Consider the following 24,264-nt stretch of genomic DNA (forward strand, 5'->3'; position numbering starts at 1 on the left):
ATCAGCTTAGTAAAATAGGAAATTTTATGAAAATTTATAATGAGATCGCCAAAGAAAACAAATTAGCTAAACTTGTGGGGGCTGCTAAAGAAAACCACGTTGGTTATGTGTACTCTATGAATTTTAGTGAGGCGTTAGTGTTGACTAATGATGCATGGAAAGAAAGGGTTGCAGGCATTCCTCACAATAGCTTTCTTATTGCTTCAGGCTTTGATCCGGAAAGGCTAAGCGAAGCTCACGAGCTTGATAGGGAAGTTGTGTTATTGAGGGTTCTAGGCCCGTCAGGGTTACCAACTGATGTGGATTTGTTACGCACAAGAATTGAGCATAATCAGCGTAGAACAGAAGACGAAATCTTTACTCAAGATGTGCATGATGGTTTAGATGCTCTTACACAATCAGAACTTCAATACGGTGCATTAAAATGTAGGATTTTGGGTACATTCTACGTTAAAGATGGTGATTTGAGATTGGGGAGTGATATTGAAAATTACATGTCTTCAACCAAATTGAGAGTATTTAAACCTCGTGGTCATGCTTTAGAAATGATCGTAAATCATATGAATCCAGAGGTTGCCAAAAAAGCTGAAGAAGAAGCTTTAAAATCAGGCTTTTCTCAAGTACCTAACCCAATAGAAATAGGAAAAGTCAGATATACATCTTCAGATAGGTTGCATAGAGGACCAAATGAAGAGCTTGTACCTGTCACTATTCAGCCAACTGATTTTCTTGCTAGAAGAACTGCTATTCTTGGTATGACAAGAACGGGTAAATCTAACACTGTAAAAACTACAATTTCTTCTGTGGCAATGTCTGCTATTCGAGATGGGATTAAAGTTGGTCAAATTATTTTTGATCTAAATGGTGAATATGCTAACGCTAACCATCAGGACGATGGTAGTTCAATTGCAGAAGTTTTTGGTGATGATTGTGTTAGATATCGCGCCATTAATACTCCCGGTTTTGAGGATTTAAGGACTAACTTCTATTTAGATTGTGCTCCAGCTTTAAACTTAATTAACAAACTAGCGCATGATGACCCATATCGTTCACAAACAGATCTTAATCAATTTTTTGAGAGTAGTTTAGATGAACCCGAACAATCTGATTTTTCCGAATATAACCGCTGGCAAGTAAGAAAAGCAGTGTTTCAATGCATCTTGTCGGAGGCTGGATATAGGCAACCTGCTGGGTTTAAGGTGAGCTTCCCGGTTAGTCAATCAATACTTGATGAAATCGAAACTTCATCTGGTGTAAAGCCTGATAGAACAATTAAAAGCCGAAGAGGGACACTCGCTACATTTGATGTGGATAATGCGATTGAGTGGTTCAAGTGTGCTCGTCAAAGAAATTACTCATTGAAATCTGAACAAGAAGACAATGACCAAAGAGTTGTTGGCTTAACTTCCAAAACTGGTGGAAAATCTTGGGTGGATGCAACTTTAGAATCTTATTTGAACGTATTAGCTAGAAAAAATGCTCAGAAAAACGATATTCGCGGCTATAGAGCAATTGTATCATATTCCGCATACCACTCTCCCCATAGACAGAGTGATGTGATTGAAGAGATATTAACCCATTTGAGCGTTGGGAAAATTGTTATATTGGATCTTTCTGTTGGGCCTGTTGAAGTAAGAACTATTTTATCTAAAAGAATTGCACAGAGAATATTTGATTCGGCATTTGCAGCTATGAATAGAGGAGTTGTCCCACAAAATACAGTGGTTTATGTGGAAGAAGCACACAACTTAATTGGTCGAAAAGACGATCTAACAGATACATGGCCTAGAATTGCAAAAGAAGGTGCTAAAGCGAAAATAGCATTTGTATATGCTACCCAAGAGCCTTCATCTATTCACCCCAATATACTTGCTAACACTGAAAATTGGTTCGTAACTCACTTGAATAACGAAGATGAATTGAGAGCACTAGGAAAGTTCTATGATTTTGCAGATTTCCATGCTTCATTAAAAACTGCTCAGGATGTGGGTTTTGCTCGAATAAAAACATTATCGTCTCCATTTGTGATACCAACCCAAATAAACCGCTTCACGCCTGAAGAACTTAAAATTGAGTTGGTTAATTATAAGTGCGGAGGCCAGAATGCCATATAGCCGAGAACGCGCCTCTAAAGGAGGGCATTCAGATTTAGTCCGAAACCCTGACGTTGCGGCCTTTTTGGATGAGTGCGACTTTATAAAAGAGCCTACAGAAGAAGAAGCTAAGGAAATTGTAAAGGACTTCGTTGATATTGAACCTAGTAGTGTATTGCCATCAACGGTTTTTGCTTCTGATGCCAGTCCTTATTCCGAGCCTATTAACGGTATGTTTCCTAGCACACAAATTGGTTATGTCAAAAACAGTATAGTCCTAATCAATGTTAATAATTATGAGGGGTTAACCTCACCTGAAAGTCGGTATATAGATCCCTTTAAAGTTGCTGAATTGCATCGGAATGCAGATGCTATTTCGTTTACACTGCCCGGAAGTAACATTAGGTACAAAGGTGCAACTTCAGTCGCTGATGGCTTTAGAAGAGCTGTATGGGAACAGCTTTCTGACGGTAGAACCAAAATGGCACAGAGTGGTGATTTTAACGTAGCTGGTACATTGTTAGCTATCGAAGACGAGAATACGATCCTTATTGCTAAATGCCCTTCATGTAAGGAAAAGCCTCAGACTCCTTTCATTTTCAGTGACATTAATACAATACATAAATGTGCTAGTTGTGGTGAAGAGGTTTATCTAACTGATTCATTACGTTTGCACGAACCAATTACTGAGTTTGGTGACAATGCTTCTGCTATAACACGTTTTATGAACGTTGTTGAACACCTAAATATTGCAAACTTAATTCGAATGCTTCACCACTATCAACCAGAAACCCTCAGTGAAATGGCTTTCTTTGTTGATGGACCTTTAGCTATTTTTGGCGAGCCTGCCGATATTCATAGAAGGCTTATGAAGCTCTACTTTGATATTTCTGAAGATATGAAAAGCAGAGGTTATAAAGTGCCTTTAATTTTAGGGTTAATAAAAACTGGTCAGGTTGCAGAACACGCTAGTGCGTTGAGTAAGCATATTAAGAAAAATACGATCAAGTTGTTAACCGATAGATACAAGGGGCGCTGGATTAAAGGGAAGTACGATCCACAAGGTTGTATAGGCTATGAGACATATTACGGGCAAGACTTCTTATACAAAACTGATAGTGGAAGAATTTTTACTTTTTGCATCCCTTACCCCTTTGAAAGAAAAGGAAAAAGAGAGGATTTTCAAGTGGCGAAAAGTGAACTGTTTAAATATCAGGATACTTTGGAAAGAACTCTCGGTATAATTAAATTTTTTGAACTAGAGCTGTACGAAAATGCGGTTGTTCCAATCGCACTAGCGCACCGACATGCTTCTATAAGTCTGATGCCGGGTGGAAAAGTTTTAGAGCTGGTATCTAGAAACGGGTTAAATGTTAAGAAATAAATATTGTGGATAAGCCAAGATATACGAAAGAAGCTATTGATAGCTTGAAGTCTAAACGCGTCATAAAATCTTTCGAGCTACCAAAATTGAAATCAAATTTATCTCCTTTTAGGTATCCGGGGGGGAAGGGGAAGCTTTCGAAATTTTTAGCTGTTTTCTTGGTTTCAAATGATCTTAAAGGAACTAAATTTGTAGAGCCGTTTTGTGGTGGGGCAGGAGGTTCTTTGCCTCTACTTGAAGCTGGTATTATTGGCAAATTAGTTTTGAATGATGCGAATCCGTTTATTGCTGAATTTTGGGATGCAGCAGTAAATAATACCAAAGCTCTTAGTAAAGAAATTCGAAAGGTAAAAGTTGATTTAGATACTTGGCACAAATATAAAGCTATTTTTGAAGGGAATGTAGACTCGTCAGATATAGAAAAAGCATTAAGTGTTTTCTTTTTAAACAGAACGAATAGGTCGGGGATACTTCATGCTGGCCCAATTGGTGGGCAAGCTCAAATAGGCGAATATTTAATAGATTGTCGCTTTAACAAAGCTAATCTCATTCAACGAATTGAAAATATAGCTAAATTCAAAAGAAAAATTATCGTAAAGAACGAAGATGCCTCTTCACTAGTATATAAATTAGAGCAGGGAAATTGTTTTATTTATGCAGATCCTCCTTATGTTAAGGAAGGTAAAAATATTTATAAAAATTACTGTTTTAATAACCACCAACACACAACATTCGCTAATGCTGTAAAACATCAAAGAAACCCTTGGCTAATTTCTTATGATGACGATCCTTTAGTTCATCAGCTTTATGCTAAGTCTGGAATCAATGTTATTGAGTTAAGCTATGTAATGAATAAAGCCAGAGTTGGTCGAGAGCTGCTTATCGCCTCAAGTACTTTAAACATGCCTATCATTGCTAGAAATGAAGATGCTCCGATATTTATGAAAGATCAGGATTTATCGTTAGCCGTCAATGATAGGTAAATTAAGTCAAAACAATGCTTAAACTGCAATATAATGATACATTTTTACCTTTAAATGCGATCCTCGATATTGGGAAGAAGTAATGTTTTTAAAGGTTTAATCATGTTTGGAAGTAGTTAAATTTAAAGATGGACAAGTTACTTAAATTTCAATCTGTAAGCCACAACGCGTTCAGTAGCCTAGCAAACGGTAAATTGTGGTTTTCAAGTTTTTATGACTTCAATGATCCGTTTGAAGGGAGGTTTGAATTTTTACCATATCCTCAGAGCAAGCCGCACATATCCTTATTTAAAAAGTACATTTCAGCTTTGGAAGATAGAGCGAAATATGATCCTAGCTGTTACGATCTTATTGATGAATTGAAGTATGAAGGTTTCGAATTTAGGGAATTTGATTGGGTTTATCAAATAATTAGCGAAAAGCTATATGAATCATTACGTGACGATGGTTGCCTTTGCTTTTCTGAGTTTAATCAACACTCTCTTAAAAATCAGTTAATGTGGTCACACTATGCTGATGGCCTCAGAGGTTTCTGTATAGTATTCGATCAGAAAGAGTTATTGTCTTCATTAGAAAGCGAAACCTCTCCTATTTTATGTCCAGTCAATTATGACAATAATTTTCCTAAGCTAGATATAGTGAGGCATATTGACTGGGTGGTTGACTATATTAGTGATCCACCAGAGCACGGAGGTGAGGCTCTAACTAAAGGTATTGGTTTAGATATTAAAAGAACGAAAGCTCGTTCTTGGAAATATGAAAACGAAGTTAGGGTTTTACTAGAGAATCAAAGTGGATTAGTTCGTTACGATTCCTCTGCAATTAAAGAGGTGATTATTGGGCATAAAATGTTAAACAATGATGCTCAGTATCTAAGGAAAATAATTCGAAGCTTATCCGAAGATATCGATATCAAAATTGCAACAATTGAACAAGATAGTTATGAACTAGAAATCGTCGATGATTGGGAAAACTAAATATTTTTTGTTATCTGTTAGTTGGCTTTTTATTGTGACGCGCTGTACATCCTACTTTGTGTAAATCGGTATTAGATTTTTGCACGATTTTTTCCAGTTGATATTGAGAGATCAGTGTGCTGTGGTCATGGGTAAGCCTTGCAACGCGTTAATTTGTTCAGGGCTGAAACCTTGCCTGAGTAAAGGAAAATAGCGAAGCTCTATGTTACTTCGCTTACCTTCCTCTAAAACTTGGTAAAGGCTACCTGAAATTGTTTTGATCAAACATGTATAAGTATTGAAGTGGGTGATACGAGAAGTACAGATATAATCACCCGGCTGGAAGCGATTGCGAGTGTCTTTAATACACGTACAAAAAAGAACGTCACCGACTGATTGACCTTTTTCATCAATAACGGTGACGATTTGCCAATCGGAGACTACTGTGTTCATGAATTGCTTCCTAGTGATAAAGGTTTATCAATAGTAGGATCTATCGAATTAAAAACATACCCCAAAGCATGGAGGTAATATGGACCAATTTGTACACGGGTATTATCGTCATTACAAAATGGATTGTTGTTCAGAAGTCAGCTAATATGGTAATAACATACAAATTATTTTGACAGCATATGCGTTATTTTTGCCCTTTTTTGACAGAGCACTTGTTGAATATTAAAGAACTGGAATCAGAGACATCAGTAAAATCAATGGGGCCAGCTTATGCTTTTTGACATCTTTTGGTTTAATAGGCATTAAATATAGAGCTGCAACTTAGTTGCTGAAAATGAATTAAAAGGCAAGAAAAATGAAAAAAATACTGACTTCATTATTATCACTGAGCTTGTTGTCAGCGCCAGTGATGGCAAAAGATATTTTAGATAAACTAACGGTTGCTGATGGCTTCAACGTTAGTTTATTTGCAGATAATGTTGAGAATGCGCGTCAAATTGCCGTTTCTAAAAAAGGCATTGTGTATGTCGGCTCGCGAAAAGCGGGCAATGTTTATGCGCTTATCGATCATAACAGTGATGGTGTAGCAGATAAGAAAATTGTGATAGCCAAAGGGCTCGAAATGCCGTCGGGTTTAGCAATAAAAGACGGCGATTTATACGTTGCTGAAGTGTCACGTATTATTCGTTTTAAAGAAATTGATAAACATTTAAAAGCACCCAAATTTGAGGTGGTTTACGATAAGTTCCCAACCGATCGTCACCATGGCTGGAAGTTTATTAGCTTTGCGCCAACGGGGGAGTTAATTGTGCCTGTTGGTGTACCGTGTAATATTTGTGCAGAAGATGACAAGTACGGCCGTATTTTCTCTTTGGATGTTGATACCAAAGAAATTAAAACGATTGCCAAAGGTGTACGTAATTCAGTGGGCTTTGACTATCACCCAACTACCCATGCTTTTTGGTTCAGTGACAATGGCCGTGACATGATGGGCGATGACATGCCTCCATGCGAGATAAACCGAGTAGGTGAAGGAGAAGAAGGCGCTCATTACGGTTTCCCTTATGTGCATGCAGGGGCTATTTTAGACCCTGAATTTGGCAAAAGTAAGCGTATTGCTGATTACAAATCACCTGCACTGGCGCTGGGGGCGCATGTTGCACCACTCGGTATTCATTTCTACAACGGTAAGCAATTTCCGGCCAACTACAAAGAACAGTTATTTGTTGCTGAGCATGGTTCGTGGAATCGCTCGAAAAAGTCGGGTTATAGAGTCATGCTAGCCAATGTTGAACAAGGCCGTATTACAAAGTACACCCCATTCATTACTGGCTTTATGCAAAATGAAGAAACATTTGGTCGCCCAGTTGCATTTGCAGAACTTGCAGATGGCAGCTTATTGATCTCAGACGATTACGCTAATGCGATTTACCGCGTTAGCGCTAAGAAAAAATAGGTAAGCGTTAATGAGTGATACAGATACCTTGCTGATGCAGGGCATAGAACAACAAACAATGGGGCGCTTTACTGAAGACGCCTATTTAAATTATTCGATGTACGTCATTATGGACCGCGCCTTACCGCATGTAGGCGATGGTCTAAAACCTGTACAGCGCCGTATTATTTATGCGATGAGTGAGCTGGGCTTATCGGCACAAGCAAAATATAAAAAATCAGCGCGTACCGTGGGTGATGTTTTAGGTAAATACCATCCACATGGTGACAGCGCATGTTACGAAGCCATGGTCTTAATGGCGCAGCCGTTTTCTTACCGTTATCCGCTGGTGGATGGGCAAGGTAACTGGGGGGCCGCGGATGACCCTAAGTCATTTGCTGCAATGCGTTATACCGAAGCACGTTTATCAAAGTTCTCAGAAGTTTTACTTAAAGAGCTTGGGCAGGGAACTGTTGATTGGACGGCTAACTTTGATGGCACATTAGATGAGCCGATGGTGCTGCCTGCTCGTTTACCGCATATTTTACTTAATGGTGTGACGGGTATTGCGGTGGGGATGGCAACCGATATTCCACCACACAATGTGCGTGAAGTGGCGAGTGCATGTTGTTTATTACTCGATAAACCAAAAACTGAAATCGAAGAACTGCTGGAATTAGTGCATGCGCCTGATTACCCAACAGAAGCTGAGATCATCACACCAAAAGACGATATTCGTAAAATTTATCAAACTGGTCGTGGTTCAATTAAAATGCGGGCAATCTACACCGAAGAACACGGTGATATTGTTATTACGGCGCTACCGCATCAATGTTCAGGTGCTAAGGTACTTGAACAAATAGCGGCGCAAATGAATGCGAAAAAGCTGCCAATGGTGGCAGATTTACGTGATGAATCTGATCACGAAAACCCAACGCGTATCGTTATTGTACCGCGCTCAAATCGCATTAAAGCAGAGCCATTAATGGCCCACTTATTTGCGACAACCGATTTAGAAAAGAACTACCGCGTAAACTTAAATATGCTGGGTTTAGATGGACGCCCACAAGTAAAAGATTTACTCAGCATTTTAACTGAATGGTTAACGTTCCGCCGTGAAACAGTACGTCGTCGTTTACAGTACCGTTTAGATAAAGTACTTGCGCGCTTACATATTTTAGAAGGTTTATTAACTGCTTTCTTAAATATTGATGAAGTGATTGAAATCATCCGTACTGAAGATAAGCCAAAGCCAGTGCTGATGGAGCGTTTCGCAATAACAGACACGCAAGCCGAAGCGATTTTAGAATTAAAACTACGTCACTTAGCAAAACTTGAAGAGTTTAAAATTAAAGGCGAGCAGGATGAGCTTGCCAAAGAGCGTGATAAATTAGAGCAAACGCTAGGCTCAGATCGTCGTATGTCGACGTTAATGAAGAAAGAAATTCAAGAAGCTGCTGAAATGTACGGAGACGATCGTCGTTCACCTGTTGTTGAGCGTGTTGAAGCAAAAGCATTGAGCGAGAAAGATCTTATTCCATCAGAATCAGTCACTGTTGTGCTGTCTGAAAAAGGCTGGGCACGTGTCGGTAAAGGCCATGATTTAGATGTGGAAGGACTCAGCTATAAATCGGGCGATAACTACAAAGCATCGGCGCGAGGTAAGAGCAACCAGCCTGCGGTGTTCCTTGACTCAAGTGGTCGAGCATTTGCCACGGATGCGCACAGCTTACCGTCAGCGCGAAGCCAAGGTGAGCCAATGACAGGGCGCTTTAATTTAAGCTCTGGGGCTAACTTTGAACATGTGGTGATGGCAGAAGACAATCAAGTATTATTGATGGCTTCAGATGCAGGTTATGGCTTTATTAGCGACTTTAAAGATCTTGTTAGTAAGAATAAGAATGGTAAAGCGCTGGTTAGCGTGCCTAAAGGCGGAGAGCTACTTGCTCCTATCCGTGTGAGTGATGTTGCGACAGATTACTGTATGGCGATTTCAAATGAAGGCCGTATGCTGTTATTCCCATTACGTGATTTACCTAAGCTAAGCAAAGGCAAGGGAAACAAGATTATTTCTATTCCTAGTGCAAAAGTACAAGCCCGTGAAGAGTTTGTAAAAGTACTTGCGGTGGTGCCAGAGGGCAGCAGTGTGACACTTCATGCAGGCAAGCGTAAATTAACCTTAAAACCAAGTGATCTTGAGCATTATCATGGTGAGCGCGGTCGACGAGGTAATAAGCTACCACGAGGGTTACAGCGTGTAGATGAAGCGGTGGTAGAAATAACACACACCGATGAACCAGATGAATCCTCAACAGATTTGAGTGAGTAAATTAAGAAGGCCTGCTAAGCAGGCCTTTTTTATTGCAACGAAAAGAGATTAATATCTTAGCGCACACATGTACGCCAAAAGCTATGGTAATGACATATTTCACGTTATAATGCGCGCTGATTTACTCGAGGAGAATCCGTTTGTTAGCTGTTTTTCGTATTATTATCATGGCGTTATTTATTGTTTTAAGCTGTGTGTTTGGTTTGCTTTTATGCATTTTTAAACCATTTCACAATAATAATGTGCACATTGTTTCAGGTTGGTTTAGTAAAATGGCGGTATTGCTAGGCGTTAAGCTTGAGCTGACTTATCACCCTGACGCTAAAAATGTGGGTCCAGCAGTGTATGTAGCAAATCATCAAAACAACTACGACATATTCACCTTACCCGCGATGGTGCCAGAAAATTGTGTCAGCCTTGGTAAGAAAAGCTTAAAGTGGATTCCGTTTTTTGGTCAGCTATACTGGCTTTCAGGTAATATTTTAATTGACCGTGCAAACCGCTCAAAAGCAGCGGGTACCATTTCTAAATCAGCCGAAAAAATAAAGCAAAAAGGTCTGTCTGTGTGGATGTTCCCAGAGGGAACTCGGAGTTATGGTCGCGGTTTACTGCCTTTTAAAACGGGGGCATTTCATACCGCAATGAGTGCAGATGTCCCCATTGTGCCTGTTTGTATGAGTACCACGCATAAAACTATTAAGCTAAACCGCTTAGACAATGGTACAATTTACCTTGAAATGTTAGCGCCGATTTATCTTGATAAAGACGTAACTGCACGTGAGCATGCGTCGCATGTTCATAATATTATGGCTGCTAAAATAACTGAATTAGATGCTCAAGTGAGAAATAAATAATGGAAAATTGGCGCGAAATTAGTGAAGACATTGTTACTTCACTCCTTGAAGATGGCTCAGATCCTGAAGTACTGTATGAAGTTGAACATCACTTCGTAAGTGAAAACTTCGAAAAATTAGAGCAAGCTGCGCTAGCCGCATTTAAACTTGGCTACGATGTTGAAGAACCTGCAGAACTTGAGCTAGAAGATGGCCAAAAAGTATGGAGCTTTGACGTCGTTGTTGAAGCTGAGCTTGACGTTGAAGTCATAATGGAAGATGTTGATAAATTAGAAGCCCTTGCACAGCAATGTGACGTTGAGTATGACGGTTGGGGCACATACTTTCAGGAATAAAATGTAGCAGCGGGTTTACCCCGCGTTACTGTCTGAATTATGGCGCGATATACAATCGCGCTTATAATTCCCTAACCTCTAACCTCTAATCTCTAACCTCTAATCTCTAACCTCTAATCTCTAACCCCTAACCCCTAACCTCTAACCCCTAACCTCTAATCTCAATCTCTAAAATTAACTCATACCTATTTCGTATTCGAGACTTGATCTATAGACATTTTTTTCGGTTGGGCGATAATGAAAACTCGATTTTTTATGCACTAACCTTCTTATGTTAATCACCTTACCGATTGCCGAACTTGTACCAGGGATGTTTGTTGACAGTGTCAGTAAGCAACAAGAACACATAAACAGTATTAAAATAAAAACGCGTGGTTTAGTGCGTGATAAAACCATTATTAAGCGTTTAATTTCTGAGGGCGTTGAAGAACTCCTTATCGATTTTGCTCAGAGTGATGTTGCGCTTCCTAAAAAATACCAACCAGTTGCAGAACCAAGCAAACCCATTGTAGAGCAAACTGACGCTCTTAATACTAAGTCGCACGCTGTAACGGTTGAGCAGGAGTTTCTTAAGGCGAGTGTTCACTACGAACAGTACAGCCGTAAATTACAAGCACTTTACTCAGACATCACCGCGGGTCTGAAAATGAATATGAGTTTATTAGATGATATTGCGGTTGATATTGTCGGCTCTGTGTTTCGGAATCACAATGCGCTGACGATATTAACGCGTCTTAAAGACAAGCATATCTATAATTGGCGTCATATGATTAATACCGCAATTTTAGTTAGTGTGTTTGCTAAGTATCTAGGCTACAAAGAAAAAACGATAAAAGAGCTTGCTATGGGAGCGCTTTTGCATGATATAGGGCAAGCAAAAATGCCGCAAGGAGTGCTATCAAAGCCCAGTGCATTGAATGACACAGAAATGCAGGTTGTTAGAAAACATGTCGCACAAAGCTTAGGTGTGATTAAAGGTGAAAAGGGAATTAGCCCTTTAATGCTTGATATGGTCGTTAATCATCATGAACGCTTAGATGGCAGTGGCTACCCGCGTGGCATTGGCGCTGAAAAGCTGAGTCGGCCAGCGCGAATGATGGCCATAGTCGATGTGTATGATGCAATGACAGCAGACCGCCCTCATCAATTAGGCGAAGAGCCTATCTCGGCATTACGTTACTTGTTGGCTAATAAGCACCTGTTTGACTCAGAGCTTGTACAGCGGTTTATTAAGTGCTTGGGAGTACATCCAGTTGGCACAATTGTTAAGCTTAACAATGAACGCCTTGCGTTAGTGATGGAAGGGAATCACGAGAACCCTATAAAGCCTAAAGTAAAAATATTCTATAATGCTAAACACAAGCACCATATTACCGCTAAAGATGTTAATTTAAGCGAAAACCATGAATTAAAGATTGTTGCTAGTATCAAACCGCTTGATTATCAGCTTAATTTGGCTCGTTTGTTAAAAGAGCATTTGCTTGTTTAGCTTTAGTGCAGCGCTTTTTGGCATTACGTTTAGCTGAAATAAATGCACCACTAAAACAACTTACCATTAATACCAGCCACAATAATGTGCCTTTTTCGACATGCAAAGCAACACAACACAACAATAACGACATAACCGCGCTGCACATCGCACCTAACCAATACTGATTAACGGGGTTATCGCACTCACCGGCTTTGGTGCAAGCACAGTAGTTTGCTTTACAGAAGTAGTAAACACTGACTCCACATAAGAGCAATGCAGTAAAAATAAAAGCGATTTCCATAACCATGCCTGATCCATTAACACACTGTTTTTAGTCTAAAACGATGCTAAAAAGATGTCAATGCAAATGATAATTGATATCAACTACCGTTTGTTACTAGAGATCTGATGAGTTTTAATAAGTTGTTATCTTGTTGTTAAAATGTGGGTTTTTTACCTATTTCTAACGAAAAATTACAGTTTTTTGATCTTAATTAAGGTAATGTTTGAAAGTTTGTAATTATTAGAATAAAACATCTAATACCAACATGTAGCGCTAACTTTAAAAGCTAACTAGCTGGTTGCACTATAAATTGGTATCGCTAACGCATTAGATTGCAAGAGGACACAGATTTATGAAGTTCACTAAAACATTAATTGCAGCATCACTTGCTGTTGTTTCTGCTGACAGCTTTGCTGCAGCTTTCCAATTAGCAGAGCAAAATGTATCGGGTTTAGGCCGTGCATACGCTGGTGAAGCAGCCGTTGCTGATGATGCTTCAGTTGTAGCTCGTAACCCTGCACTTATGTCTTTATTCAAAGACAAGCAAATTTCAGTGGCAGGCATTGCTGTTATTCCAGACGTAAGCTTAAAAGGCCAGAGCGCTGCATATGGTTTAGATGCAAACTCAATTGATGATGATAGCATCGCTCCATCTGCATTTATTCCTGCGGGTTACTTCACCATGCCATTAAATGACAAAGTGTCGTTAGGTTTTGGTGCTTTTTCTAACTTTGGTCTTTCAACTGAGTTTAATGACGACTATGCGGCAGGCTCGATTGCGGGTGAAACTGAAATCGTAACTGTTAACATGAATGCCAGTGCATCGTACAAAATCAACGAGCAGTTCAGCGTAGGTCTTGGCTTAAACTATGTTTACGCTGATGCAAAAGTAGTTCGTAATGCCGGTGCTAACCCATTTGGTATCCCTGCGAATACGCAAATTGCTCACCTTGAAGGTGACGATTACGGTTTTGGTTGGAACGTGGGTGCAATGTACCAACTTGATGAAAATAACCGCTTTGGCTTTAGCTACCGCAGCGAAACAGATATCGATTTTGAAGGTGAGTACTCAAACCAATTACCTGCAGCTGTGGGTGGTTTAGCGGGCATGACTGTACCTGGCGAGCTAAAATTAACATTACCAGCGATTGCTGAGTTCTCTGGTTCACACCAATTAGACAAAAAGCTAGGCGTACACTACAGCATTTTATGGACTGGTTGGGATAGCTTCCAGAAATTAGAAGCGTATACACCAAGCCGTGAAACGCCTGTTTTCTCTAAAGAAGAGAATTTCTCTGATTCAATGCGTTACTCAATTGGTACTGACTATCAGTACAGCGATGCGTTATTACTTCGTGCAGGTATTGCTTACGATGAATCGCCAGCTGATCAATCACACCTTTCAATCTCTATTCCTGATACAGACCGTTTCTGGTTCTCGTTCGGTGGTAATTACGCATTCAGCGAAAACTCAAATATCGACTTAGGTGTGAGTATTCTTCGTGGTAAAACACAAAACTTCACTGAAAAAGATAGTTTAGCAGCGTCACTTGGCCAAAATGTTTCATGGGAATATGAATCAAAAGGTCATGCTGTACTATTAGGTGCTCAGTACAACTACACATTTTAATATTTAAGGCGATTTTTATACTGTGTAAAAATCGCTGATACTTATTAGAAATTAAAAAAGCCGCATCATGAAATACCATGATGCGGCTTTTTTGTAAGCGCGAATTAATCGCGCTTAGTGTATGGCGTTATAGGCTTTCTATTTTTGCCTTTTGCGCTAATAGTTTGTCTTTTGCATCTGTAAACTCAGCAAGCTTAGCGTGCTCTTTAGCAAGAACTGCTTCAGGTGCGTTGTTCACAAACTTTTCGTTGGCAAGTTTATTTTGTACTTGTGCTAAGCCTTTTTCAGCTTTTTCTAGCTGCTTAGCAATACGACCAAGCTCAGCTTCAACATCAATTAAGCCAGCCATTGGGATCATGATTTCCAAGTTGCCAACATACGATGTTGCACACGCTGGCGCATCGTCTTTATTTTCAAGCAGCGTGAACGCTTCAAGCTTAGCAAGTGATGCTAAGAATGCTTCGTTATCAGCTAAACGGCGCGTGTCTTCATCTGATGCATTAGCCAGTAAAACCGACAATGGTTTACTTGGGCTAATATCCATTTCACCACGGATATTACGGATAGCTAGAATGAACTGTTTAACCCACTCTAGGTCGTCCATTGCTTGGCTGTCGACGTTTGCAGCTGTGTATACAGGGAAAGCTTGCACCATAATACTGGTGTTTGCAGTTTCAATACCCGCCAGCGGTGCAACACGTTGCCAGATTGTTTCTGTGATATAAGGCATCATTGGGTGCATTAAGCGCAGTAAGCTTTCTAATACCGTGATAAGAGTATGACGCGTACCACGTTGTTGTGCTTCGTTGCCTTTGAATAATACCGGCTTAGTAAGCTCTAAATACCAATCACAGAACTGGTTCCATGTGAACTCGTAGATAGTGTTTGCAGCAAGGTCAAATCGGTAGTTTTCTAGGTGCTCTGTGTAGGTTTTAACCGTGGCTTCAAATTGACCTAAAATCCAGCGGTCAGCCAGTGAATACTGCTTTTCAGCCTCAGTATTAAAACCACAATCTTGCTCTTCCGTATTCATTAATACGTAACGGCTCGCATTCCATAGTTTATTACAGAAATTACGATAACCTTCAAGGCGGTTCATATCCCAGTTTATGTCACGGCCTGTTGAAGCCATTGCCGCTAATGTGAAACGTAGAGCATCTGTACCGTGTGCTTCAATACCATTTTCGAATGTTTTACGGGTATTCTTTTCAATCTTCTTCGCAAGCTGTGGCTGCATCATGTTGCCAGTGCGCTTTTCAACGAGACTTTCAAGGTCGATACCGTCAATCATATCGATTGGGTCAAGTACGTTACCTTTTGATTTAGACATTTTGTCGCCGTTTTCATCACGGATAAGACCGGTGACATAAACGGTTTTAAATGGAACTTGTGGCTTGCCGTCTTCATCTTTGATGAAGTGCATGGTCATCATGATCATACGCGCAACCCAGAAGAAGATAATGTCGAAACCGGTTACCAATACATCTGAAGGGTGGAAGGTTTTTAAATCATCTGTGTTTGCAGGCCAACCCTGTGTTGAGAAGGTCCACAGTGCTGATGAAAACCATGTATCAAGTACGTCTTCGTCTTGTTTAAGCGCCACGTTATCAGCAATGTTATTGTCGCGGCGAACTTCTGCTTCGTCACGGCCAACATACACGTTACCTTCGTTGTCGTACCAAGCTGGAATACGATGACCCCACCAAAGTTGACGTGAAATACACCAATCTTGTACGTCGTTCATCCACGAGAAGTACATGTTCTCATATTGTTGTGGTACAAATTTAATGTCGCCGTTTTTAACGGCTTCTTTGGCTGGTTCTGCAAGCGGTGCTACACGCACGTACCATTGGTCTGTTAGTAGAGGCTCAATTACCACACCAGAGCGGTCACCGTAAGGAACCGTTAGGCTGTGGTCTTCAATTTTTTCTAATAAACCCAGTTCTTCAAATTCGCTCACAATTGCCTTGCGCGCATCAAAACGGTCAAGACCGTGCAAGCGTTCAGGAATAGGTGCATCAAGCGCCAGCTCTTTACCGTCGAAAGTATAGCTTTCGCCTTGGCTTAATACTGCCGCATCTTTGTTGAAGATGTTGATCATAGGCAGTTGATGACGTTTGCCTACTTCGTTATCGTTAAAGTCGTGCGCTGGCGTGATTTTCACACACCCCGTGCCTTTTTCCATGTCGGCATGTTCATCGGCAACAATAGGAATACGACGATTGACGATAGGCAGTAAAATTTCTTTGCCGATCAGGTCTTGGTAACGCTCATCATCAGGGTTAACAGCCACGCCAGTATCACCTAACATGGTTTCTGGACGCGTTGTTGCTACGATGATGTAGTCTTTACCGTCTTGTGTTTTTACGCCATCAGCGAGTGGATAGCGAAGGTTCCACATATGGCCTTGCTTGTCTTTATTTTCAACTTCAAGATCAGAGATGGCTGTGTGTAACTTAGGATCCCAGTTTACTAGACGCTTACCACGGTAGATTAAATCGTCTTTATGAAGACGTACGAACACTTCTTTTACGGCTTCAGATAGACCTTCGTCCATAGTGAAACGTTCACGGTCCCAATCGACTGACGCACCTAAGCGACGTAATTGTTTGGTAATTGTGCCGCCAGAGTGATTTTTCCACTCCCAAATTTTGTCGATAAATGCATCACGACCTAAGTCATGGCGTGTTTTACCTTCTTCGGCAGCAAGCTTACGCTCAACCAGCATTTGTGTTGCGATACCTGCGTGGTCGGTACCTACTTGCCATAATGTGTTGTTGCCTTGCATACGCTTTAAACGTGTTAGCGTATCCATGATAGTGTCTTGGAATGCGTGGCCCATGTGTAAGCTACCCGTGACGTTTGGTGGCGGGATCATGATTGAGTATGCGTCACCTTGGCCAGATGGTTTAAAGTAGCCTTTTTCTTCCCAGTCTTGATATAAAGACTGTTCAATATCTTGCGGATTGTAGGTTTTATCCATTACACAGAACCTTAAATAAATGCTTAAATGTCAATTTCTTGCGTTGCAATATGGGCGCCCAGTTGGCGAAGCTTTTTAAACCGCTCACGGGCAGCTTGTTTAGCGGTTGGCTCAACGGGAACAAAGTCAAAAACTTGCTGAAAACGGCGAATAAAATCCGGCAGGTGTTCAGCTAAGTTAATTAATATCTTTCTGTTGCCGACAGGTGGCGTCATACCAATTTCTACTGGAGCGCCGCCTTTAGGGCCTTCACCTTGTAGGTTGTGTGGTATGAAACTATCTGGTTCAAATGACCAAATGATGTCGTCGATTGTGTGGGCCGTGTCGATGTTATCGGCGTAAATAAATACGCGATGACCAAGACGATACTGATCCGCAGCGATTTTAGCGGCAAGATCAAAACACGCTTTATCAGCTTGCTGGCTATTATCATCTTGTTTTAGAACGTAAAATTGTGCGTTCATGCTCATTGTGACGGGCGTCCCCACAGATACACAGATCAAAGCAGAGATTTTGACATAGAACGCGTATTGCTTCAATTAATAAGGCGCCATTTGGCGCCTTATTTAGCGTTACTTACTCTGTAAATAACGTGCTTAGTCGTGGCTTGCTTCGCTAATGCCAGCACGGTTTAGTAAATACTGTGTCAACATTGGCACCGGACGACCCGTTGCACCTTTGTTTTTACCACCACTGCGCCATGCTGTACCAGCGATATCTAAATGCGCCCAATTGTATTTTTTGGTGAATTTAGACAAGAAACACGCAGCAGTAATTGTCCCAGCTGCACGGCCACCTAAGTTGGTGAAATCAGCAAATGGGCTTTCAAGTTGTTCTTGATAATCATCCCACAGTGGCAACTGCCATGCGCGGTCGCCACTTTGCTCAGATGCTTTAAGTAAGTCATGGGCAAGCGGGTTATGATTTGAAAGTAACCCCGTTGCATGCGAACCAAGCGCAATAATACAGGCACCCGTTAAGGTGGCTACATCGACCACGGTATCGGGTTCAAAGCGCTCAACATAGGTGAGTGCATCACACAGCACTAAACGGCCTTCTGCATCAGTATTTAATACTTCAACAGTTTGACCTGACATTGTCGTTAAAATATCACCCGGACGATAAGCATTTGAACCAGGCATGTTTTCACAACCAGCAAGCACACCAACCACATTAATAGGTAACTGCATTTGAGCCAATGCGCGCATTGTGCCAATAACCCCAGCGGCACCGCCCATGTCGTATTTCATTTCATCCATGGCTTCGCCTGGTTTGATTGAAATACCGCCAGAGTCAAAGGTTAAACCTTTACCAACGAGTACGATAGGGGCTTGGTCTTTGTCGGCACCTTGGTATTTAATTACCGACATCACAGACTCGTTCGCACTACCACGGCCGACAGCAAGGTATGAATTCATGCCAAGCTCAGCCATTTTTTCTTCACCAATAATTTCAACCGTGACATTGTCAAAGTTGTCGGCAAGCTCTTGTGCTTGCTCACCTAAATACGCTGGGTTACAGATATTAGGTGGCATATTGGCAACGTCTTTACATAATTTACTACCGGCTGCGATAGCTAAACCATGCTCAATTGCACTTTCGCCAATCGTGAGTTCACGGCGTGTCGGTACATTGAAGACAATTTTGCGTAATGGTCGACGAGGGTCGCTTTTTTTACTTTTAAGCTGATTAAATGTGTATAAACAATCTTGTGTCGTTTCAACGGCTTGACGTACTTTCCAATAAGTATCACGGCTTTTAACGTGCTGCTCTGTTAAAAAGCATACCGCTTCCATAGAGCCTGTCTCGTTCAGCGTGTTAATGGTTTTAGAGATGATTTGTTTATATTGTTTGTCGTCCAACTCTCGCTCTTTACCACAGCCTACAAGTAAAACGCGTTCGCTCAGTACATTGGGTACATGATGCAACAACAACACTTGACCAGGCTTACCTTCAAGGTCGCCACGGCGCAGTAAATTTGAAATATAACCATCGCTGATTTTATCTAGCTGTTCACCAATGGGCGATAAACGACGTGGCTCATAAACGCCAACTACAATACATGCGCTACGTTGTTTTTCTGGACTACCACTTTTTACGCTAAATTCCATTGTCACTCCTGATTTTGAGTCGTATAACCTTAGTAAATAAGGGTAAGAAATTCATTTTCGAGTCCTTTCTTACATTTTTTAGTTTATTAACACTAATATTAGCTCATAAACTATGACTCTATTTACGTGTTTTTGAACTTTATCTTATTGTGAATATCAATATCACATAATAGATGCCATCTGTACTATAAATGCAAGATTATATGTTCTTGCTAGGTATGATATTTAATTGTGATGGCATATAATAAAGTGAGTAAAATAACTAGTTTACTCAAAATTTCTTACTATTCCAGTGAAACACGATGTTTAACAGGGGCGAGCATTGCTAATTTTCCGTTATTTGACCACTGAAGTCTTAAAGTCGCAGGTCGCCGTATTTTTAACTTTAATGACCATTTTTGTGTCGCAAAAGTTTGTGGTGATTTTAGGTGATGCCTCAGATGGAGGACTTCCTGCAAAGCTTGTGCTTTCGATGATCGCGTTGAAACTACCGCAGCTTGCGTCGCTTATTCTCCCTTTGAGTATCTTTTTAGGCATTATTTTGGCCTATAGTCGTATTTATGCCGATAGCGAAATGACGGTGTTTAGAGCTTGTGGCGTCAGTGAATGGTATGTTGTGCGCGTCACGCTTATTTCAAGTACAGCGATGGCCATTCTTGCGGGTGCCTTAACACTGTACATTGCACCTTGGGCGAGTGAGCAAGAGTATCAATTAAAAGAACAAGCAAAAGCCGATGCTGGTTTGTCTGCACTTCGAGCGGGTCGTTTTCAGCAAACAGGCAACGAAAAAGCCGTTGTCTTTATTCATAATATTGAAAACGGTGGTAAAGAACTTCACAAAGTTTTTGTTGCCCAGTTACCTGACCGTGAGAAAGGTGATTTGGCACGGTTAGTCTACGCAGAGCGTGGTGTCGTGATTGAACAAGATAACGGTGAGCAACAACTTATTTTGAATGATGGTAAGCGTTATGAAACAGACGGTGAATCTGCGGCGCTTAACCTGACAGAGTTTGATGGTTATAGCGTACAAATCCAAGACCAAGAAATTGAACATCAACGCCGTAAATTAGAAGCCGTACCAACGTTTGATTTATTTAAAATGAAAAGTGTAGAAGCGGTTGCTCAGTGGCAGTGGCGTATTGCAATACCGCTTTCGATTCCACTGCTTACTTTACTGGCCGTTCCGCTTAGTGTGGTTAACCCACGACAAGGTAAATTTGCTAAATTAGTGCCTGCAATCAGCTTGTATTTAGGGTATTTCATCCTTCTTAATGCCGCTAAATTTGCTGTTGAAGATGGTAAAATACCACCTTCAATTGGGCTGTGGTGGATTCATTTATCTGCCTTGTTTATTGGTGGTTTATTGATTATTAAAGGCCGCCCGCTCGGCGCATGGTTAAAAGCAGTGGTGACTAAGCGGGAGTTAAGCGCATGATGAAAACACTCGACTGGTATTTAGGCCGTAGCATTATTCAAACTACAGGATTTGCATTAATGGTGCTGGTTGGTATCAGTACCCTTATTAAATTTATTGAACAGTTAAAATCGGTAGGGCGTGGCAGTTATGATATTGCGACAGCACTTATTTACACTGTGTACAGCATGCCGGGAGACTTGGTTATTTTCTTTCCGATGGCAGCGCTCATTGGTGGCTTAACGGGACTCGGTGCTTTAGCATCAAACAGTGAGTTGGTGGTGATGCAGGCCGCGGGCATGTCGCGTTTACAGATTATTGCCTCGGTAATGAAAACTGCCATGTTTATGGCTATCTGTATGATGGCGCTTGGTGAGTGGGGAGCGCCCGAAGCACAGCTTAAAGCGAAAGAAATACGCAACCACGCTATTAACGGGGGCGATGTCTTTAATGCCAAACAAGGTGTATGGGCAAAAGATGGCAGCAACTTTATAAATATAGAAGATGTTGATCAGCAAGGCGTATTGCGTGGTGTACATATGTATCATTTTGATAAGTCATTGCAATTAACTCAAATAACGAAAGCAAAAGAAGCCGTAAACCGAAAAGATGGTTGGCTGTTGCGTGGCGTTAATAAAGTTAAAATCACGCCAGAACAGATTAGCACTGAACAGCAAACTGAAGAGTTTTACGATTCACAGTTAACAGCAGAAAAGTTAGGGGTTGTATCGGTAAAACCAGAAGCGTTATCGTTTACTGGACTCTGGTCATATTTGAGTTACCTAAAACAAAATGAACAAGATACTAGCACCTATGAGTTAGCATTGTGGCGCAAAGTAATGCAGCCTGTGTCTATCGCGGTGATGTTATTAGTGGCGTTGTCGTTTATATTTGGCCCACTGCGAACCGTTACAATGGGCGCTCGAATCATTATGGGGGTTATAACCGGCATTACCTTCCACTTAACCAATGAAATATTTGGCCCTGTGGTGATGGTATATCAAATTCCAGCGGTTGTCGGTGCGGTGTTGCCAAGCATTCTATTTATTGGTTTTGCGACCTACTTGCTAAATAAGCGTGTGTAGTAAACGTACTTAAATTACAAAAAAAGCGTGACTATCTAGTCACGCTTTTTTGTATCTACTGTATCGCTTTACCAATCAGTGATTACACCAATAAGCTTAATTAAGCGAACTGCGCCTAATCCAATGAGCGATAAATGCGTTTATTTTCTTCTTTTGTGAGCGTAATTACTTCTGTTTTAGCTATGTAATCTTGCAGTGCACGTTTGTTTTTAAAATCAATCAGCACCACTAAATTACCCAAACCTAATAAAGCACAGATTGCTCTTAGCGCACCTTGTTGCCAGCTAATCAGCTTACCATCGAGGGTTTGTACTTTTAAGCGCCATGCGCGCATGCCTATGGTTTGCCCGCTTTTAGCCCAAAAGTAACTAAAAAATGCCACGCTCACTAACACCAGTAATCCACTACGGATGCCATAAAGCAAAGGGGAGTTTTGAATATACGCTGAGACATCCTCAGCATTGCCAATACTCAGCACATCAAGTGAAATAAGTCCCTGAACAGCCAGTAGGTATAGCACAGTTGTGAGCATTGCAAAGGCAATCACAACCAAGGTGTCGTAAATTAACGAGGCAAAACGGCGCCAAAAACCGGCACGAGGAAACTCAGCTGACATAAACACTCTCATCCTATTAAATTGCGCTGTAGTTTAGCAAAGTCCTTAGCAAACAAGAAATACTTAGCGAGGGTTTCGCTTGTCGACAAGCAGGTCTGACCTGCTATAGTTGAAAAAATAATAAAAAAGAGAGCCCTTCTATGTCTGTTTCTTCGAGTGAAACCCACGTGGTATTTAATCAACCCAAACCGCTTGAAAACTATAACGCGTACGAGGCTGACGACGTGTTGCAGTATTGGCAAAATTGTTTTGCGGGACAATGGGGAACAGCGCATCTTTCTGCTTTTGGGCAACAGGTGGGAGGGGAACTGTTACAAGCTGGGTTCTTGGCAAATAAGCATTTGCCTGAACTTAATACACATAACCGCTTTGGTGAGCGTATTGACCATGTTGATTACCATCCAAGTTATCATCAGCTTATGCAGCATGCCATAGCGCAAGGACACTGTGCCTTACCTTGGCAGCAAAAAAAGCAAGGCAGTCATGTTGTACGCGCGGTGATGGCTGTACTACATAATCATGCTGACCCAGGGTCAGGTTGCCCGCTAACGATGACCTTTGCGAGTGTGCCCGCTATTGCCAGTCAAGCCAATATCGCTGAAGTTTGGCTGCCAAAAATACTGGCCAATCATTATGATGGCGACAACAAGCCGTGGTTTGAAAAACAAGGTGTTACGATTGGTATGGCCATGACCGAAAAGCAAGGAGGCACCGATGTACGAGCAAATACCACCAAAGCAACACCACTAAATGAAGGCGGTGCAGGGCAGCTTTACGTGCTTGAAGGACACAAATGGTTTTGTTCAGCCCCCATGAGCGATGCTTTTTTAGTGCTCGCCTATGCCCCTAATTCGCAATTGTCGTGCTTTTTAGTGCCGCGTTGGCTTGAAAGTGGTGAAAAAAATGCCGTCTATATTCAGCGTTTAAAAAATAAATTAGGAAATCAGTCAAATGCCAGCTCTGAAATCGAGTTTAGATCAGCGCATGGCTGGATGTTGGGCGAACCAGGCAGTGGTATTAAGACGATTATTCAAATGGTCGCACTCACACGGTATGACTGTATGCTCGGCTCAAGTTCATTGATGATGCAAGCAGTAAAAGAAGCGGTATGGCACACATCAGAGCGCGCTGTTTTTGGAAAAAAACTGCATCAACAGCCATTAATGCTGAATGTCTTAGCTGATTTAGCCTTGGAAGCAGAGGCAGCGTTGGCAATCTCGATGCGGATTGCCCACGCACTTGATAAACAAGACGATGATAGCGAAGCTGCACTCGTTCGCAGTGCGACTGCGATTGGAAAGTACTGGATTTGCAAGCGTGCAGTTCTGCACACCTTCGAGGCGATGGAATGCATTGGTGGAGTAGGTTATGTGCAAGACAATATTGCCAGTCGCCTTTATAAGGAAGCCCCTGTTAATTCAATTTGGGAAGGGTCAGGTAACGTGCAATGCTTAGATTTAATGCGCGTGTTTAACCGCGAGCCAGACTCGTTAACGGCGCTTATGAAGGAGCTTGAAAAAGCACGTGCACTAAACAGTGATTACGCCGATAAGCTTAATGAATTGCAGGCATTACTAACCGATACGTCACATTTAGAAATACAGGCTCGGCGGATCATTGAGCGCTTAGCACAGCTTTGGCAAGCCGCAACGCTCTTGCAGTTTGGTGAACCCATTATCGCACACGCATTTGTAACAAGCCGTTTGAAAGGTCCTCACTTTTCGCAGTATGGTTGTTTAAGCCATGAAATAGACTGTCAGGCCATTGTTTCTCGAATGATGCCAAAGCACGTTGGTTAACAACTTGTTTAATAATTGTGCGGTTGATTCATCAGGCCGCATAAAACGCT

The 24,264-nt window shown here is 41.3% G+C and carries 19 protein-coding genes; 13 read left to right on the top strand and 6 right to left on the bottom strand.

Annotation, left to right across the window (positions count from 1 at the left end; all coding sequences use genetic code 11):
• Window positions 1–26: 26 nt before the first annotated feature.
• The 4 genes from ACSSVW_RS10290 (at window position 27) to ACSSVW_RS10305 (ending at window position 5,437) form a co-directional block, all read left to right on the top strand.
• Complete coding sequence (locus ACSSVW_RS10290; protein ID WP_454179255.1) at window positions 27–2,114, top strand: ATP-binding protein; 2,088 nt, start codon at window positions 27–29, stop codon at window positions 2,112–2,114.
• The gene (locus ACSSVW_RS10295; RefSeq protein WP_454179256.1) at window positions 2,104–3,477 is read left to right on the top strand and encodes a hypothetical protein; all 1,374 of its coding nucleotides are present in this window, start codon (window positions 2,104–2,106) and stop codon (window positions 3,475–3,477) included. The genes ACSSVW_RS10290 and ACSSVW_RS10295 overlap by 11 nt, the downstream gene beginning before the upstream one ends.
• A 5-nt stretch (window positions 3,478–3,482) precedes the next feature.
• Window positions 3,483–4,460 carry a DNA adenine methylase gene (locus tag ACSSVW_RS10300; RefSeq protein WP_454179257.1) on the top strand — a complete coding sequence of 326 codons (978 nt, stop codon included), beginning with the start codon at window positions 3,483–3,485 and terminating at the stop codon, window positions 4,458–4,460.
• Window positions 4,461–4,588: 128 nt separating this feature from the next.
• Window positions 4,589–5,437: a DUF2971 domain-containing protein gene (locus ACSSVW_RS10305; protein WP_454179258.1), complete on the top strand. Its 849-nt coding sequence runs from the start codon at window positions 4,589–4,591 to the stop codon at window positions 5,435–5,437.
• 111 nt (window positions 5,438–5,548) lie between these two features.
• Here the strand turns inward: ACSSVW_RS10305 and ACSSVW_RS10310 are convergent, their stop codons facing one another.
• Window positions 5,549–5,869 carry a hypothetical protein gene (locus tag ACSSVW_RS10310; protein ID WP_454179259.1) on the bottom strand — a complete coding sequence of 107 codons (321 nt, stop codon included), beginning with the start codon at window positions 5,867–5,869 and terminating at the stop codon, window positions 5,549–5,551.
• A gap of 355 nt (window positions 5,870–6,224) precedes the next feature.
• On the opposite strand from ACSSVW_RS10310, the gene ACSSVW_RS10315 reads away from it, so the two are divergent.
• From ACSSVW_RS10315 to ACSSVW_RS10335, 5 genes are all read left to right on the top strand, one after another.
• Window positions 6,225–7,325, top strand: coding sequence for a PQQ-dependent sugar dehydrogenase (locus ACSSVW_RS10315; protein WP_454179260.1), 1,101 nt, complete (start codon window positions 6,225–6,227; stop codon window positions 7,323–7,325).
• A 10-nt stretch (window positions 7,326–7,335) separates the two neighbouring features.
• Entirely contained in the window at window positions 7,336–9,633 is a 2,298-nt protein-coding gene (gene parC / locus ACSSVW_RS10320) for a DNA topoisomerase IV subunit A (RefSeq protein WP_036966139.1), read from the top strand.
• Window positions 9,634–9,773: 140 nt separating this feature from the next.
• Complete coding sequence (locus ACSSVW_RS10325; RefSeq protein ID WP_036966142.1) at window positions 9,774–10,487, top strand: 1-acylglycerol-3-phosphate O-acyltransferase; 714 nt, start codon at window positions 9,774–9,776, stop codon at window positions 10,485–10,487.
• On the top strand, window positions 10,487–10,822 hold the full coding sequence (gene rraB, locus ACSSVW_RS10330; RefSeq protein ID WP_036966145.1) for a ribonuclease E inhibitor RraB: 336 nt from the start codon (window positions 10,487–10,489) through the stop codon (window positions 10,820–10,822). Before ACSSVW_RS10325 ends, rraB begins: the two co-directional genes overlap by 1 nt.
• Before the next feature lie 271 nt (window positions 10,823–11,093).
• Complete coding sequence (locus tag ACSSVW_RS10335; protein WP_074988927.1) at window positions 11,094–12,311, top strand: HD-GYP domain-containing protein; 1,218 nt, start codon at window positions 11,094–11,096, stop codon at window positions 12,309–12,311.
• Here ACSSVW_RS10335 and ACSSVW_RS10340 read toward each other — a convergent pair.
• Window positions 12,271–12,594: a hypothetical protein gene (locus ACSSVW_RS10340; RefSeq protein ID WP_182395412.1), complete on the bottom strand. Its 324-nt coding sequence runs from the start codon at window positions 12,592–12,594 to the stop codon at window positions 12,271–12,273. The genes ACSSVW_RS10335 and ACSSVW_RS10340 overlap by 41 nt on opposite strands.
• A gap of 334 nt (window positions 12,595–12,928) precedes the next feature.
• Here ACSSVW_RS10340 and ACSSVW_RS10345 point away from each other — a divergent pair, with 334 nt between their 5' ends.
• Complete coding sequence (locus ACSSVW_RS10345; protein WP_036966153.1) at window positions 12,929–14,206, top strand: outer membrane protein transport protein; 1,278 nt, start codon at window positions 12,929–12,931, stop codon at window positions 14,204–14,206.
• Between the two features lie 127 nt (window positions 14,207–14,333).
• On the opposite strand, the gene ACSSVW_RS10350 is transcribed toward ACSSVW_RS10345, so the two are convergent.
• The 3 genes from ACSSVW_RS10350 to pepA all read right to left on the bottom strand — a co-directional run bounded on the left by ACSSVW_RS10350 (window position 14,334) and on the right by pepA (window position 19,300).
• A complete protein-coding gene (locus tag ACSSVW_RS10350) occupies window positions 14,334–17,189 on the bottom strand; it encodes a valine--tRNA ligase (protein WP_065979700.1) in 2,856 nt (951 codons plus the stop codon).
• Between the two features lie 23 nt (window positions 17,190–17,212).
• A complete protein-coding gene (locus ACSSVW_RS10355) occupies window positions 17,213–17,659 on the bottom strand; it encodes a DNA polymerase III subunit chi (RefSeq protein ID WP_036966161.1) in 447 nt (148 codons plus the stop codon).
• Window positions 17,660–17,785: 126 nt separating this feature from the next.
• Complete coding sequence (pepA, locus tag ACSSVW_RS10360; protein ID WP_036966165.1) at window positions 17,786–19,300, bottom strand: leucyl aminopeptidase; 1,515 nt, start codon at window positions 19,298–19,300, stop codon at window positions 17,786–17,788.
• A 322-nt stretch (window positions 19,301–19,622) separates the two neighbouring features.
• On the opposite strand from pepA, the gene lptF reads away from it, so the two are divergent.
• The gene (lptF, locus tag ACSSVW_RS10365) at window positions 19,623–20,735 is read left to right on the top strand and encodes an LPS export ABC transporter permease LptF (protein WP_036966168.1); all 1,113 of its coding nucleotides are present in this window, start codon (window positions 19,623–19,625) and stop codon (window positions 20,733–20,735) included.
• Window positions 20,732–21,799, top strand: a complete 1,068-nt coding sequence (lptG, locus tag ACSSVW_RS10370; RefSeq protein WP_036966171.1) for an LPS export ABC transporter permease LptG — start codon at window positions 20,732–20,734, stop codon at window positions 21,797–21,799. Before lptF ends, lptG begins: the two co-directional genes overlap by 4 nt.
• Before the next feature lie 115 nt (window positions 21,800–21,914).
• On the opposite strand, the gene ACSSVW_RS10375 is transcribed toward lptG, so the two are convergent.
• On the bottom strand, window positions 21,915–22,415 hold the full coding sequence (locus ACSSVW_RS10375; RefSeq protein ID WP_036966174.1) for an RDD family protein: 501 nt from the start codon (window positions 22,413–22,415) through the stop codon (window positions 21,915–21,917).
• A 140-nt stretch (window positions 22,416–22,555) separates the two neighbouring features.
• Between ACSSVW_RS10375 and ACSSVW_RS10380 the strand changes: the two genes are divergently transcribed.
• On the top strand, window positions 22,556–24,214 hold the full coding sequence (locus ACSSVW_RS10380; RefSeq protein ID WP_454179261.1) for an acyl-CoA dehydrogenase family protein: 1,659 nt from the start codon (window positions 22,556–22,558) through the stop codon (window positions 24,212–24,214).
• Window positions 24,215–24,264: the final 50 nt, after the last annotated feature.

The organism is Pseudoalteromonas sp. MBR-15 (genome assembly GCF_053628915.1).

Coding starts and splice junctions, on each gene's coding strand:
- ACSSVW_RS10290 (WP_454179255.1), top strand. CDS start 27: ATGAAAATTTATAATGAGATCGCCAAAGAAAACAAATTAGCTAAACTT.
- ACSSVW_RS10295 (WP_454179256.1), top strand. CDS start 2,104: ATGCCATATAGCCGAGAACGCGCCTCTAAAGGAGGGCATTCAGATTTA.
- ACSSVW_RS10305 (WP_454179258.1), top strand. CDS start 4,589: ATGGACAAGTTACTTAAATTTCAATCTGTAAGCCACAACGCGTTCAGT.
- ACSSVW_RS10310 (WP_454179259.1), bottom strand. CDS start 5,869: ATGAACACAGTAGTCTCCGATTGGCAAATCGTCACCGTTATTGATGAA.
- ACSSVW_RS10315 (WP_454179260.1), top strand. CDS start 6,225: ATGAAAAAAATACTGACTTCATTATTATCACTGAGCTTGTTGTCAGCG.
- parC (WP_036966139.1), top strand. CDS start 7,336: ATGAGTGATACAGATACCTTGCTGATGCAGGGCATAGAACAACAAACA.
- rraB (WP_036966145.1), top strand. CDS start 10,487: ATGGAAAATTGGCGCGAAATTAGTGAAGACATTGTTACTTCACTCCTT.
- ACSSVW_RS10335 (WP_074988927.1), top strand. CDS start 11,094: ATGTTAATCACCTTACCGATTGCCGAACTTGTACCAGGGATGTTTGTT.
- ACSSVW_RS10340 (WP_182395412.1), bottom strand. CDS start 12,594: ATGGAAATCGCTTTTATTTTTACTGCATTGCTCTTATGTGGAGTCAGT.
- ACSSVW_RS10345 (WP_036966153.1), top strand. CDS start 12,929: ATGAAGTTCACTAAAACATTAATTGCAGCATCACTTGCTGTTGTTTCT.
- ACSSVW_RS10350 (WP_065979700.1), bottom strand. CDS start 17,189: ATGGATAAAACCTACAATCCGCAAGATATTGAACAGTCTTTATATCAA.
- ACSSVW_RS10355 (WP_036966161.1), bottom strand. CDS start 17,659: ATGAGCATGAACGCACAATTTTACGTTCTAAAACAAGATGATAATAGC.
- pepA (WP_036966165.1), bottom strand. CDS start 19,300: ATGGAATTTAGCGTAAAAAGTGGTAGTCCAGAAAAACAACGTAGCGCA.
- lptG (WP_036966171.1), top strand. CDS start 20,732: ATGATGAAAACACTCGACTGGTATTTAGGCCGTAGCATTATTCAAACT.
- ACSSVW_RS10375 (WP_036966174.1), bottom strand. CDS start 22,415: ATGTCAGCTGAGTTTCCTCGTGCCGGTTTTTGGCGCCGTTTTGCCTCG.
- ACSSVW_RS10380 (WP_454179261.1), top strand. CDS start 22,556: ATGTCTGTTTCTTCGAGTGAAACCCACGTGGTATTTAATCAACCCAAA.